The sequence below is a fragment of the Bacillus sp. FSL H8-0492 genome (assembly GCF_038006145.1).
Classification (GTDB): domain Bacteria; phylum Bacillota; class Bacilli; order Bacillales; family Bacillaceae_G; genus Bacillus_A; species Bacillus_A mycoides.
This window is the reverse complement of sequence record NZ_JBBOUP010000001.1, coordinates 4,652,841-4,665,918: the sequence shown is the minus strand read 5'-3', so window position 1 is coordinate 4,665,918 and position 13,078 is coordinate 4,652,841. Positions and strand designations below refer to the sequence as shown.

The 13,078-nt window shown below is 34.4% G+C and carries 15 protein-coding genes and 1 riboswitch; of the genes, 10 read left to right on the top strand and 5 right to left on the bottom strand.

Going from position 1 to position 13,078, the window contains the following annotated elements; all coding sequences use genetic code 11:
- Window position 1 precedes the first annotated feature (1 nt).
- Window positions 2–1,849, top strand: coding sequence for an FtsX-like permease family protein (locus tag MHH66_RS24065; protein ID WP_078184699.1), 1,848 nt, complete (start codon window positions 2–4; stop codon window positions 1,847–1,849).
- A 217-nt stretch (window positions 1,850–2,066) separates the two neighbouring features.
- Here MHH66_RS24065 and MHH66_RS24060 read toward each other — a convergent pair whose 3' ends face one another.
- From MHH66_RS24060 to hpt, 3 genes are all read right to left on the bottom strand, one after another.
- Entirely contained in the window at window positions 2,067–2,246 is a 180-nt protein-coding gene (locus MHH66_RS24060) for a cold-inducible protein YdjO-related protein (protein WP_002015777.1), read from the bottom strand.
- A 149-nt stretch (window positions 2,247–2,395) separates the two neighbouring features.
- Complete coding sequence (locus MHH66_RS24055) at window positions 2,396–3,298, bottom strand: diacylglycerol/lipid kinase family protein (protein ID WP_063218162.1); 903 nt, start codon at window positions 3,296–3,298, stop codon at window positions 2,396–2,398.
- Window positions 3,299–3,382: 84 nt separating this feature from the next.
- Window positions 3,383–3,910 carry a hypoxanthine phosphoribosyltransferase gene (hpt, locus tag MHH66_RS24050; protein WP_000687586.1) on the bottom strand — a complete coding sequence of 176 codons (528 nt, stop codon included), beginning with the start codon at window positions 3,908–3,910 and terminating at the stop codon, window positions 3,383–3,385.
- Between the two features lie 160 nt (window positions 3,911–4,070).
- Between hpt and MHH66_RS24045 the strand changes: the two genes are divergently transcribed.
- From MHH66_RS24045 to MHH66_RS24020, 6 genes are all read left to right on the top strand, one after another.
- A complete protein-coding gene (locus MHH66_RS24045) occupies window positions 4,071–4,286 on the top strand; it encodes a hypothetical protein (RefSeq protein WP_078184698.1) in 216 nt (71 codons plus the stop codon).
- A 184-nt stretch (window positions 4,287–4,470) separates the two neighbouring features.
- Window positions 4,471–4,803 carry a hypothetical protein gene (locus tag MHH66_RS24040; RefSeq protein ID WP_000410949.1) on the top strand — a complete coding sequence of 111 codons (333 nt, stop codon included), beginning with the start codon at window positions 4,471–4,473 and terminating at the stop codon, window positions 4,801–4,803.
- Window positions 4,804–4,993: 190 nt separating this feature from the next.
- Entirely contained in the window at window positions 4,994–5,488 is a 495-nt protein-coding gene (locus MHH66_RS24035; protein WP_078184697.1) for an LPXTG cell wall anchor domain-containing protein, read from the top strand.
- An 89-nt stretch (window positions 5,489–5,577) separates the two neighbouring features.
- Window positions 5,578–6,198 (top strand): class D sortase, encoded by a 621-nt coding sequence (locus MHH66_RS24030; protein WP_078184696.1) that lies wholly within the window; start codon window positions 5,578–5,580, stop codon window positions 6,196–6,198.
- A gap of 53 nt (window positions 6,199–6,251) precedes the next feature.
- Window positions 6,252–6,941, top strand: a complete 690-nt coding sequence (locus tag MHH66_RS24025; RefSeq protein ID WP_060750104.1) for a response regulator transcription factor — start codon at window positions 6,252–6,254, stop codon at window positions 6,939–6,941.
- A complete protein-coding gene (locus tag MHH66_RS24020; protein WP_078184695.1) occupies window positions 6,938–8,791 on the top strand; it encodes a sensor histidine kinase in 1,854 nt (617 codons plus the stop codon). Before MHH66_RS24025 ends, MHH66_RS24020 begins: the two co-directional genes overlap by 4 nt.
- A gap of 208 nt (window positions 8,792–8,999) precedes the next feature.
- On the opposite strand, the gene thiT is transcribed toward MHH66_RS24020, so the two are convergent.
- Complete coding sequence (gene thiT, locus MHH66_RS24015; RefSeq protein WP_207553933.1) at window positions 9,000–9,623, bottom strand: energy-coupled thiamine transporter ThiT; 624 nt, start codon at window positions 9,621–9,623, stop codon at window positions 9,000–9,002.
- Window positions 9,624–9,688: 65 nt separating this feature from the next.
- Window positions 9,689–9,790, bottom strand: a riboswitch (TPP riboswitch).
- A gap of 194 nt (window positions 9,791–9,984) precedes the next feature.
- Here thiT and MHH66_RS24010 point away from each other — a divergent pair.
- From MHH66_RS24010 to MHH66_RS24000, 3 genes are read left to right on the top strand one after another with little or no spacing between them, the layout of a single operon-like run.
- Entirely contained in the window at window positions 9,985–10,212 is a 228-nt protein-coding gene (locus tag MHH66_RS24010; protein ID WP_000060512.1) for a FeoA family protein, read from the top strand.
- Window positions 10,209–12,197 (top strand): ferrous iron transport protein B, encoded by a 1,989-nt coding sequence (gene feoB / locus MHH66_RS24005; protein ID WP_078184693.1) that lies wholly within the window; start codon window positions 10,209–10,211, stop codon window positions 12,195–12,197. Before MHH66_RS24010 ends, feoB begins: the two co-directional genes overlap by 4 nt.
- 16 nt (window positions 12,198–12,213) lie before the next feature.
- On the top strand, window positions 12,214–12,381 hold the full coding sequence (locus MHH66_RS24000) for a FeoB-associated Cys-rich membrane protein (RefSeq protein WP_063218155.1): 168 nt from the start codon (window positions 12,214–12,216) through the stop codon (window positions 12,379–12,381).
- A gap of 34 nt (window positions 12,382–12,415) precedes the next feature.
- Here MHH66_RS24000 and MHH66_RS23995 read toward each other — a convergent pair whose 3' ends face one another.
- The gene (locus MHH66_RS23995) at window positions 12,416–12,994 is read right to left on the bottom strand and encodes a lipoprotein BA_5634 family protein (RefSeq protein WP_078184692.1); all 579 of its coding nucleotides are present in this window, start codon (window positions 12,992–12,994) and stop codon (window positions 12,416–12,418) included.
- Window positions 12,995–13,078 lie beyond the last annotated feature (84 nt).

The following is a 13,078-nucleotide window of genomic DNA, read 5'->3' as shown; positions in this document are numbered from 1 at the left end:
CATGTTATTCAAACTTTCCATGTCGGGACTAAAAAGTAAACGAAAAGACTATATGGTCTTATTAGTTGGGCTTATTATGTCTATTTCAATTTTTTATATGTTTCAAACGTTAGCGTTAAATAAAACATTCATCGAAGGGAATTCTATGGATGGGATTTTTTCCGTCTTCCAAACGGGCTCATTTTTATTAGGGTTTATTACATTGTTTTATATTTTATACGCCAATTCATTTTTATTATCACTTCGGCAAAAAGAATTTGGTATGTATATGGTATTAGGGGCAAAAAAGCATAAAATTACATTGCTCATGTTTATTGAAACAATTGTATTAGGAATAGTATCTCTTATAGTAGGTGTGATAGTCGGTATAATCTTGGCGCAAGGTGTTGGCCATTTGCTAATGAAGGAACTAGAATTTACTGGTGGTGGTTATCATGCATTTTATGTACCATCAATCATTGTTACTTTCATCTTTTTCATTGCATTATTTATGTTGTCCGCAATTATGAATGGTATGAAACTAGCGCGTAATTCGTTATTACAACTCGTTCACTCCAATAGTCACAAAGAGCGTACGCCTACTAAAGGAAAACTAACGAATATAGTAGCACTTTTATCAATTATTTTATTAGCAGTTGGTTATGCTTCGATGATTTATATGAAAGAGTTAAAGGAATCAGGATTTATCATTGCTACAATTACAGTAACATTAGGAACTTACATGCTATTTGCATCATTCCTTCCCATTATTATTAACAAACTAAAAGCGAATAAAAATCGTAGTGAAAAAGGAATCAATGCGTTTACGTTTGCACAGTTAAGTTTTTCTATTAATAGTTTAACGAAAGTATTAGCGACAGTTGCTATGTTAGTGGCTCTCGGTGCGGGTGCAATCTCCAGTGGTATGGCGTTAAAAAATAATGTCACAAATATGGTGGAGAGTGCAGAATACTATGATGTCGAAATTAAAAATCCCACAGCAGAAGAAAAGAAAATATTAGATAGTATTACATTTAAAGAAAAGAACGAATATCGATACAAAGTAGATGAGCAGTTTATTTACCAATTGAAAGAAGATTTAGAAAGGAATCGTCCGCTAACACCTACTGGAAAAGACGGGAATAGTAGCCGATTCGTTCCTGTTTCGAGGGAGCTAATTGTCGGAGCCGTTTTAAGCCATAGGCAAGAAAAAAATGAGGATAATACCAATGTAATTCCAGAAGAGTGGGGAAATGTTTTAAGGTCTCTTCAAAAGACATATATGAATCCTAGTCAAAAGATACAAATTGTAGATCAAAAGATGTATGACGGGATACAAGGTAAAGAAGAAATTATAATACTGGGGAAAACGGACAATTTTATAACGTATAAAGAAGAATGGAAAAAAATCGATGAATTAGAGCTAGCTAGATATAAAGATATGAAAGAAGTACATCTTTTGAGTAAATATATGCTATATGAAGGATATTACAGTACTTACAGTGGAACAGTATTTATGGGATTTTTCTTAGGCATAGCTTTCTTAGCGATGCTGGCAAGCTGTTTAATGTTTAAAATTCTTTCTGGTGCTTCAAAAGATGTTATTCGCTATCAAATGCTTCGTAAAATTGGTGTGCGTTATGAGCTATTAACGAAATCAATTTATAAAGAGTTACTTTTAGTTTTCTTGTTCCCAGCGATCGTAGGTATAATGCACGTATTAGTCGGAATGAGCATGTTCTCGTTCTTAATAGATAATCCATATTTCCGTATTTGGCTGCCGATTATTATTTTCTTAGTCATTTATGTGTTTTATTATTTCATTACAGTTCAATTGTATAAAAAAATTGTTCTTCCGAAAGAAGTGTAGTATGTAGTGAGTAAGGGGGATGATGAATAGAGATAAATTTAGGGGAATATTATATGGAATTTATAGCGATGAAGAAGTTATAGATTGAAAGAAGCAGCTATTCTACGTAATAGCTGCTTCTTTCATTATTTATAATTAGGAAGCAACTTGTACTGTAGATAGGGAGAAATAAAATCCTCTATTTTTTCAGTATATAAAAGATAAAGAGGGAAAGGTATTATAACTTCTGTAGTAATCTTTCGCCGCTTTTCATGTCACCTTTACACAATGGGCATTGCGGCTTATCTTCTAAAGAAAAATTTTTACGCATCCAGCCAAGACAGTCGTCTGCTTCGCATTCCCACACAGCGATTGCTTCTGGTTCTTCTACAGGTTTATCATTTTTTCTCCAATACATGTGATCGCTTCTTTAATTTGAAAAGTTTTTCGGAAAAAACAAAAAAGGTTGTTAACGTTTTTGTTAACAACCTTTTATTTATTCATCATACTATATTTTTTTGAAAAATGCGAAGTTTAGTAATTATTAAAGTTATAGTGAAATAGTGATTATACAAACGCAGGATTATAAATCATCGTAAAGTGTCCTTGTAACAATTCAATATGACACGGTGTATGAAGCGAACTTTCTCCATCTGTATCTACTTCTTTTTCTTCTTCTGTTTCAATATGAATGGATTTCGCTTTTACATGGAAGATGTCATTTTCATTTGAGTCTTCAAATAGTTTTTTTCCGATATAATCTTTAAACGCTTGAATGCCTGTTGATTTGACTACGAAAATATCAAGTGTTCCGTCATCACATTTTACGTTCGGAATAAAGGATGGGATACCCCCGAGATATTCACCGTTTCCAACCATAACAAGGACAGCTTCGTCTTCATATACTTGTCCGTCGTAAGTGATTTTTACTGGGAATGTTTCAGCATTTTTTACAGTTCGAATTGTGCTTAAATAGTAACCAATTTTACCAAGCTTTGCTTTCTCTTCTGCATCAATATTGTTTGATACTTCAGATACGAGTCCAATGCCCCAGAAGTTTAAGAAGTGTTGTCCGTTTGCTTTTGCGACATCGATTGGTTTTATATGTCCTTTTGTAATGAGTTTTGCTGCTTCTGCAATATTTTGCGGAACGCCGAGTGTGCGAGAGAAGTCGTTGCAAGTTCCGCCTGGAATGATTGCAAGTGTAGGTCTAGTTTCAAGAGGGGCTAAGCCATTTGTGCATTCAAATACAGTTCCGTCACCACCGAAGACGATAATTAAATCTACTTTACTAGCAAACTCTTGGCAATATTTTGTTGCATCACCTTGTTTTTTCGTATGGAGGATATGCAGGTCAGGAAAAGCTGCCGCAAGAGGTGGTACGATTTTTGTTAAGTTCGTATGTAAATCGCCTTGTCCTGCTTTCGGATTTACGATGAGGAGTACTTTTTCAAATTTTGTCTTTGTCATTTTTATTCTCTCCCTTTGTCTTTTACGAATCGTGATAGAAAATAAACTTCCATCAATAATTGATGGAAGTTTACTCCATTTATATTACTCCGTTACAACTGAAGCGATAAATGGTAAGTTACGATATTTTTCTGCGCAGTCGATACCGTAGCCAACGATAAATTCGTCTGGAATTTGGAAGCCAACATACTCAGCTTTTAAGTCCACTTTACGGCGTTCAGGTTTATCAAGTAACGTACAGAACTTCAATGCTTTTGGTTTATGCATGAAGAAGTGATCTTTTAAGAAGTGAAGTGTTAAACCAGAATCGATAATGTCTTCTACGACAATTACGTTTTTTCCAGTAATGTTTACATCGATATCTTTTAATAGTTTTACTTTTCCAGTTGTTTCTGTTTGATTTCCGTAGCTAGATGCAGAGATAAAGTCGATAGTTACTTCGTTTTTAATATGGCGAATTAAATCAGCAGCGAATACGAAAGATCCTTTTAATACAGCGATTACAACGATTTCTTCTCCTTCAAAATCACGTTCGATTTGAAGCGCTAGTTCTTTTACTTTTTCTTGTAATTGTTCTTCAGAAATTAAAGTGTCTTTTATTTCAATTTTCATTTGAATCCTCCTACAGTGTAAAACTTGTGAACATTTCGACTGTAAAGGATAGAAAGAAAAAAGTCAAAGAAGATATAAGGTTTTTACAGAAATCCCCACAAAATAGTCAGATGATATGATATACTGATAATATTAAGAAAACGCTTCCAAAAGGGTGATTATGATGAAAAAGAAACAGTATACAAGTGTAACATTTATAAAAGCATTGTTTTTAACAATTGTTCTTGGTATGTTGGCTTACATAATTGATGTACCTGCAATTCGCATTTCACTAATTGGAATGACTTTAGTATTAGGCGCAATTTCCCACGGTATGATGTCGCAGCTGCAAGAGGCTGGACTTGATGATATGAAAGATTCTAGAGATAAGAAATGAGAAACCTTCACGTATATAGAGTGAAGGTTTTTCATTTCTTACAAAAATGTAAGGTGATTTGTAAGACAAATCGATAGTTGCATAGTAGTGTTTTGGATAAACTATAAGTGTAAGGTAAAGGGCAAGCATATTTTAGGTAAATTAAGTTTTAGGCACTCTATATGTGAAAAAGGAGTAGGAGGGCATGGAGAAACATTGGACGACCTTTTCTTTTTTAGCAACTAGTAACACCGTAATGCTAGCTGGAGAAATGGATTTTTTGCATACGTTTGATCGAGAAGACGATCATTCTTCTTCTAAATTTACAATGAAATGGAGTAAGTGGAGCGATAGTTGTAAATTGGAAGAAGAGGCCCCTAACGAAAGGCAAAAAATTATTTTAACAAATCCTATTAAAGCATGGGTCGTTCAATGTCGTAAGTGTAACGTCAAAAATCACTTCAAGAAAACTGAGCCGAGACAATTAGTTATCACTCCGGCCCTTTCTACTTCTCAATCACGCGAAAGTAACAAATAAATATCGAGACACACACCCGAAAAAACATCGTATATATTACGGTGTTTTTTTATTTTTCTAAAATGAAATCTTTAAATGAAATCTTTAAATGAAATATATTTCATCTGCATCTTATATTTATATCTATTGTTTATTCTAGTGATACATCCGATGCGACGTGATGTAAAACGTATAAGAGGAGAGAATGAAAATGAAAAAGAAACTATTACCAATTTTTGCAATGGCACTTTTAACAGTAGGTTATTCTTCGGTAGCGAGTGCTTCTACTGGAACATTAACAAAAGAAGAATCAGCGCAAATGCAGCAAGATAAAGCTAAAAAAGAAGAAGCAATTAAGGAACAGCAAAAGAGCGAAGTAGAGAAAAAAGAAGCAGCACAAGTACAAGAAAAAAGTGATATGGCTAAAAAAGAGGAAGCAATAAAAGCAGGGCAAAAGAATGATACAGCGAAAAAAGAAGTAACACCACAAGTGCAAGAAAAGGAAGCTCTTGCAAAAAAAGAAGAGGCAATTAAGGCAGGGCAAAAGAATGATGCAGCGAAAAAGGAAGTAGCAAAGCCAGCTGTACAAGGTGAAAAATTACCAAACACAGCATCAAATAATGTAGCAATGATGGCACTAAGCGCATGTCTTGTAGGGATAGGGACATTATTTGGTTTGAAGCGTCGTAATAAAGTTAAGGCGTAAATAAAATATTTTTCTATAAAGAATGGGATAATTTCATATATTAAAAATGGTAGGTTATTCCTACCATTTTTTGCATGGAGGGATGGAACATGAAGTTACTCAATTATATCGGTATCATATTGATGGCCATAGGGTTATTCATGGGATCGTATTACGCTGTGGAATGGTATAAAGGAAAAAGCTCTGCTCAAGAATTAACGAAAGAAGAAATAAAGAGCCTTAAAAATATACAAGATAATCAACTTTCACATGAAACACCTGTAACTTCCCAAGTACCTTCTTCTCAAACCGAGCATAAAGAAGGAGAAAAGGTAGCAATGTTAAATATACCGAAAATAAAGAAGAAGTTTTCTATATATTGGGGAGCAAATGATGCAACATTGAAAAAAGGAGTCGGTATGTTTGTTAGTGATTTAACGACAACACCATCTGGAGGGGGGCATACTGTACTGAGCGGGCATAGGGATACTGTATTTACAGAATTAGGGGAGCTTAAAGAAAAAGACAATCTCATTGTAGAATATGACAATACAATGTACACATATGAAATTCAAAAGATGTGGATTACACATGCGGATGATCGCACTGTTATTGTAAAAAAAGAAGAACCGACATTAACACTGACGACTTGCTATCCATTTGATTATATAGGGGATGCACCGGATCGATATATTATCGAGGCAAAGTTAATTACGAGCAATTCAAAATAAATTATAGAGCTTTGAATAATAATTTCTTAAAGCGAGAGGGGGAGACATAGATTATGTCAAAAAACATTTTAATTGTTGAAGATGAAGATATTTTACGTGAAATATTAAAGGATTACTTTTTGAGTGAACAATATAAAGTGCTTGAAGCGAGAGATGGAAAAGAAGCTTTAGTCTTATTTGAAGAAGAAGAGGTCGATTTAGTTATACTTGATATTATGTTACCAGAACTAGATGGATGGTCTGTTTGCCGAAGAATTCGTAAGACATCCGGGGTTCCTATCATTATGTTGACGGCACGTGTTGATGAAGATGATACGTTACTTGGGTTTGAGCTTGGGGCAGATGATTATGTTGCGAAACCATATAGTCCGCCTATTTTATTAGCGAGAGCGAAAAGGTTGTTGGAAAGTAGAAAAGCAACAAAGAAACCTTTAGAGAATGAAGATGATACGTTATCAATTCATGGCATTCATGTCCATTTTCCGTCACGTACTGTTACTGTTGATGAGGCAGACATTAGTTTAACACATACAGAATTTGAAATATTAGTGTATTTCATGAAAAACCAAGGAATTGTACTAACAAGAGAGCAATTAATTTCAAGAATTTGGGGATATGAGTTTGCTGGTGATGATCGAACGGTTAATAGCCATATTCGTAATTTACGAAATAAATTAGGAGAGAAATCAAAGCACATTACAACTGTAGTGCGAACCGGTTATAAATTCGAGGGGAACATATGAGAAATGGGATTGTACTTAAATTATTTACACTTACAACAGCCCTATGTATGTTGATTTTAGCGACGATATTTATTGGGCAAACAATATTTTTCAAACAATATTATGCGAATCGAAAAGTGGAAGATATTAAAGTGAACTTAAATTCCTTTGCAAAGAACTATTTAAATTATGCAGGAAGTGCAGAAGAAGTTCAGAAACTGGAGCAAGATTTTTTAAGAGAAAATAATACGTGGATTACGACTTTAGACCAGTATGGGAATTTAAAACATGCGGATGATTTTTATTTTGAGGTAACGATTGACCGTAAGCAACAGAAGAGTTTTGGACAACAAATATTCAAGATTCCCGTATGCTACCTCATCAATATAGAAGAGCTTGATAATAAAGCATCAAACCAGTTTTTAGGACAAGAAATCTATTTTTCTGGAGTGAAAAAAGAAGAAAGTTTTATTCCATTCTCTTTCTCGTTAGGTAAGCAAAATTTAAGTGGATCTAATAAACCGTTAGAAAAAGCATTTAATGAGAAAATGATTAAATTAGATCAGGAGAAAAAGAAAGCAGCTGAGGAACAAGTTGTTAAGGAAAAGAAGCCGGCCGTTCAGGAGCAAGCTGCTCAGGAATTAGATGCTTTCATAGTAGGACGTGTTACGAAAGTACAGTTCCCCGATGTAAAAGGGCCTGTAAACCCAATTTATAAAAATAATTTATTTTTGGATAATATAAAAGAATTTCAAGCTGATTTATTACTAAAAGAAAGCAATCAAATACAATATGCAACACAAACAATGGACTATGAAAAAAATGATATAAAATATAAATTATTAATCAAACCAATAAAAGAAAAAGATGGATCGGTGACATACATATACGCGATGGCTTCTTTACAGCCTGTCGATGAGGCTGTGCAAATGGTGCAAGATTATTACATTTACATTGTTGCGTTTGTAGTCATTCTTATTTTTCTAGCTTCTTTCTATTATTCAAAACAAATTGCAAAACCGCTACTAAAAATAAATGATACAACGAAGAAAATAGCTCATTTGGATTTCACAGAAAAAATTCCGATTACTTCAAAAGATGAAATTGGTGATTTATCGCAAAATATTAATACATTATCTAATAAACTACATTCACATATTGGACAGTTAGAACAAGATATTGAAAAAGAAAGAAAGTTAGAAAATACAAGGAAAGAATTTATTGCAGGTGTATCGCATGAACTAAAAACGCCGCTGAGTATTATGAAAAGCTGTATTTCCATTTTAAAAGATGGGGTAGCTGAACATAAGAAAGACTACTATTTTCAGGCGATGGAAAAAGAAGTAGACAAGATGGATATACTAATTTTGGATATGCTTGAATTAGCTAAATTTGAGTCTGGCACATATAACATGAAGATGGATTCTTTCTATATCGATGGAGTGATTGAAGAAATATGTGAACAGCTTTCATCGGAGATAGAGAAAAAAGAACTGAGTGTGCACAAACATATATGTCCAGCTGAAGTGGTTGGGAATCAAAATAGAATTGAACAAGTAATTGTGAACTTCATTACGAATGCAATACGTTATACACCAGATAAAGAGGATATTATTATTTCCACAATAGACGAGAAGAATTATATAAAAGTGTGTATTGAAAATAAGGGTGCCCACATTGAAGAAGAACAATTAGATAAAATTTGGGATCGTTTTTATCGAGTAGATGCGGCACGGAAACGTTCACAAGGTGGAACCGGGCTTGGCCTTGCGATTTCAAAAAACATTTTAGAGCTGCACAATGCTGAATATGGGGTGAAGAATACCGAAGGTGGTGTGTTATTTTACTTCTATTTACCGAAAAAAGCGTAGATAATACTATCTACGCTTTTTTAATTTATTTTCATATTATCTTTACCTAATCTTTATTTCTAAACAGTATACTTTGAATAGAAAATGAGGTTATGTAAGGAGTCGATGAACCGTGCATAGCAATTGGCTAAGTATAATGGTATTTATTTTCTTTTGTGCATTTATTGTATTTTTAATTGATATTACGATGTGAAAAAAGAGCGCTAAGTTAAGCGCCCTTTTTTTGTGTATTCATTTGATAAGCACCGATGCTTTTGAATAAGCGTGGTGAAGTTGTAAATAAAAGGAGTAATAATACAGTACATAATGTGAAAGAAGCGAGCATTGTACTACCGTTTACAATTAATGAATATAAGACGGCTGATTGCCCTTTTGGTGCATATTGGCCCCAAAAGATAATACCTGCAATAAAGTGCCAGAAATAACGTGCAAGGCTACCAATAAATGTAGCAAAGATAATATAAGCAATGGTTTTCTTTCTTTGATTATTCATTAATGTTTGCTGAATGGGCTTATAAAATAGTCCAGCAAATCCAATGAATGCAAAGGCAACGAAGTATTCAATTATTGTTTGAGTCGGTGTGACGATAATTGCATCTCCAACAACGATTTGTAATAGTCCCCAAATTAAACCTCCTAAGAAAGCCCTTTTGAAGCCCCAGCGGTATGCGATAATAAAAATAGGAATCATAGCAAATGAGATGGAACCGCCTGTTGGAAGTTTAATTGATAATGGTAGAATGTCGATAATCAAGGCGAAGGCTGCAAGAATAGCAGATTCGATCATCGCTTGTAAATTGGTGTTACGCATGTTGTCTCCCCCTATATCCAAGTTGCACAAAAAAAAACATTATCATAGGAGGATACGAAATACGTAAATAAAAAAAGAGGTGTGTATTTCGGACGTTTGCACAATTCCTGCGTTAGCATTAACTAACAGGTTCAAAGGGTCGGAACGAATTGTTCCCTCTCAGCGGTAAGGCTCCCCCTGTGATAACGAGATTCTTTATTTGCTATTGTTCATTGTAAGCGAAATGGATGAGAATGGCAAATGAATACCGTATGACAATTATTGAAATAGAATTGTAGCGAAATGTTAATAAATATGAAGCAAAAGGGTATAGTCCAATTGAAATAGAGTATGATATAATTTTTCTGAAAATAATTATCATTCTCTTCTGAGGGGGAAGGTTATGAGCTTAGTAGATATTAAAATTGGCGAGAAAGTGTTAGTAAAAAGTATTCAGTCTTTAGATCAGTTATTAAAGCGTAGACTAGCTGCTTTCGGTCTCGCGGAAGGAAGCGAACTTCGCTTGAAACAGAAAGCGATGTTTAAAGGTCCTTGTACATTGGAGTGTCGTGGACAGTTAATTAGTATTCGTCATTGTGACGCGAAAATGATAAAGGTGGAATTAGCGTGAATAAGGTTGCTTTGCTAGGGAATCCGAATACAGGGAAAACATCATTATTTAATGCACTTACCGGTTCTTATGAGTATGTAGGAAACTGGAGTGGTGTAACAGTAGAAAAGAAGGTTGGTAAATTAAAAGATAAGCAAGGAACATTAATTGATTTACCAGGCGTTTATGATTTGAATCCAGTTTCACGTGATGAAGGTGTCGTTACGAATTTTCTACTAACAGATGAATTTCATCATATGTTAAATATAGTGGATTCTTCTCAATTTGAGCGAAATATGCATTTAACATTGCAATTACTTGAATTTGGTAAGCCCGTTTCAATTGGTTTAAATATGATTGATGTGGCAAAGCAAAGAGGAATTGTGATTAATGTAAAACGGTTATCAGAAATATTAGGTGTAACAGTCGTTCCTGTCATCGCAAGAACTGGAAAAGGCTGTGAAGAATTACTTACTACTCTTCATGAAGAGAAACAAAAAGAGAAAAAGCCATTCATTATTTCATATGGTGTACAAATGGATGAAGGGATTGGAGAGGTAATCGCTCTTTTAGAGACAGCGAATTATGAGCATCCGAGATGGTTAGCCCTTCAATTTTTAAGCAATAACGAAGTAGTAGAAAAAGAAATGAAAGCATTACCAATTTATAAGGAACTTATAGCTATTCGATCTTGTTTAGATGGAAAACTTGATTGTACGTTAGAGGAGCACATTTACAAGACTCGTGAAGCGTATATTGAAAAGTTAAAAACAAATGTTATGCAACATGAGAAAGAAGGAAAAATTCCTTTTTCAGAAAAAATTGATAGGTTAATTACACATAAAATTTTAGGACTTCCAATCTTTTTAGCAGTTATGTTTTTTATTTTTCAGGTTACGTTTACGTGGATTGGTACACCTTTATCTGATATGCTTGATGGATTTTTTGGCGGACAACTTACTGATTGGGTTACAGCTGGGCTCACAAGTGTTGGGGCTTCTGACTTTATTCAAGCACTCGTTACAGAAGGTATTATTGCTGGCGTTGGTGCGGTATTAGTATTCGTTCCGCAAATCTTTGCACTATTCTTTTTCATTTCATTATTAGAAGACTCGGGATATATGGCACGAATTGCAGTTGTTATGGATAGAATTATGGAGTTTTTCGGTTTAAACGGAAAAGCATTTATTCCGATGATTATCGGCTTTGGATGTAACGTTCCAGGTATTATGGCAGCGAGAACGATTGAACAAGAAAAAGAAAGATTACTTACCGTTCTTGTAACACCATTTATGTCTTGTTCAGCACGTTTACCTGTATATGCATTATTTGCGGGAGTATTCTTCCCTAATAGTCAGGCAACTGTTGTGTTCTCTTTATACATTGCAGGTATTGTTCTTGCATTACTCGTTACAAAAATTATGTCACTTACTATTTTAAAAGCGGAAAAATCTATTTTTGTAATTGAACTACCACCTTACCGTGTGCCGCAAGCGAAAACGTTATGGCTGAGTACGTGGGAGAAAGGTAAAGGATTTGTTCGTAAAGCGGGTACATTCATCTTCGGTGGTTCTGTTGTCATTTGGTTATTAAACTATGCAGGTCCATCAGGATTTGGTGTTGATATGGGAGACAGTTTCTTAGCGATGATTGGTGGATTTATTGCACCACTTTTTGCACCGCTCGGTTTTGGAACGTGGCAAGCTGCGGCATCCCTTTTAACAGGATTTTTAGCGAAAGAAGTTGTCGTTTCTACAATGGCAATTATTTATGCGGTTAAAGAAGATGTGCTAGGAAATGTAATGGGAGCACATTATACTGCGCTATCAGCATATGCATTTATGTTCTTTATTTTATTATATGTTCCGTGCTTAGCGACAGTAGCTGTTATTAAGCGTGAAACAGGATCGATGAAATGGACAGTTTTCTCTGTCGTTTATCCGCTCGTTGTTGCTTATGTATTAACGCTCATTATATACCAAGTTGGGTCCTTACTCGGATTCTAGAAGGAGATGTATTAGGGTGATGGTCAATATTGTAATTGGAGCTATCATTTTTGGTTATGCAGCATATACGTTAGTTAATTTTGTAAAGAGAAGTAAAAAAGGAAAGTGCGCAGCATGCTCTTTAAATAAGTCATGTCAGTCGCAAACTTGTAGTCCAGATATGGAGCAAATTGCTCACAAGTAGAAAAAAGCTTTGCGAATTTCGCAAAGCTTTTTTATTATTTCTTAATTTTTACAAGTTGTGCTCCTTCTACACCATTTTTTCCAGGGAATTCTTTACTAGGGTCTTTATCAAATTTTAATACACCCACAGATTTTTCTTCACCTTTTACATTGCCGTAAGTTGCATCATCAACAATCGCGAACATATCTGCATAGGCACGGCCACTACCGATAATTGTGTTACCTTCATATTTTAATTTCGCTCCATCAATTGTAGCATTCTCTATTTTATTTTTTGCGAATAACACGCCTTGTTCTGCTGTTACAGCTGGTAATTTATCAAGTGATTTCGTGTCGTCTTTTTCATCAACTTTTTGTAGTAATTCTTTCTTAACAAGTTCTTCACCAGTTTTCTTATCCATTACAAGAACTTTTTTATTTTCAAGTGTTGTAAGTTTCATTTTATACGTATCTTTTTCTTTTACTTCTTTTTTGTTTTTATCTGCAATTTGCGCTACTTGCTCTTCTGTTCCATATAATACAAAGCCGTTCGCTTTTTCTCCTAATAAAGAACAACCTGATAATGCTCCGAATGAAATTGCTGCTGCTAACCCGATTCCTACTAATTTTTTCATGATGATTTCTCCTTTTTATATGTTTTATAGTAAATACAGTTTCTGTATTAGTCCTTACAGTATGAGAAGCTTTTTTGTTATTCT

Excerpts from the sequence above, each read along its gene's own strand:
- MHH66_RS24020 (WP_078184695.1), top strand. The coding sequence starts at position 6,938 with ATGAGAAATGGGATTGTACTTAAATTATTTACACTTACAACAGCCCTA.
- MHH66_RS24055 (WP_063218162.1), bottom strand. The coding sequence starts at position 3,298 with ATGACAAAGACAAAATTTGAAAAAGTACTCCTCATCGTAAATCCGAAA.
- MHH66_RS23995 (WP_078184692.1), bottom strand. The coding sequence starts at position 12,994 with ATGAAAAAATTAGTAGGAATCGGGTTAGCAGCAGCAATTTCATTCGGA.
- MHH66_RS24065 (WP_078184699.1), top strand. The coding sequence starts at position 2 with ATGTTATTCAAACTTTCCATGTCGGGACTAAAAAGTAAACGAAAAGAC.
- MHH66_RS24040 (WP_000410949.1), top strand. The coding sequence starts at position 4,471 with ATGGAGAAACATTGGACGACCTTTTCTTTTTTAGCAACTAGTAACACC.
- MHH66_RS24045 (WP_078184698.1), top strand. The coding sequence starts at position 4,071 with ATGATGAAAAAGAAACAGTATACAAGTGTAACATTTATAAAAGCATTG.
- MHH66_RS24025 (WP_060750104.1), top strand. The coding sequence starts at position 6,252 with ATGTCAAAAAACATTTTAATTGTTGAAGATGAAGATATTTTACGTGAA.
- MHH66_RS24010 (WP_000060512.1), top strand. The coding sequence starts at position 9,985 with ATGAGCTTAGTAGATATTAAAATTGGCGAGAAAGTGTTAGTAAAAAGT.
- MHH66_RS24060 (WP_002015777.1), bottom strand. The coding sequence starts at position 2,246 with ATGTATTGGAGAAAAAATGATAAACCTGTAGAAGAACCAGAAGCAATC.
- MHH66_RS24030 (WP_078184696.1), top strand. The coding sequence starts at position 5,578 with ATGAAGTTACTCAATTATATCGGTATCATATTGATGGCCATAGGGTTA.
- hpt (WP_000687586.1), bottom strand. The coding sequence starts at position 3,910 with ATGAAAATTGAAATAAAAGACACTTTAATTTCTGAAGAACAATTACAA.
- MHH66_RS24035 (WP_078184697.1), top strand. The coding sequence starts at position 4,994 with ATGAAAAAGAAACTATTACCAATTTTTGCAATGGCACTTTTAACAGTA.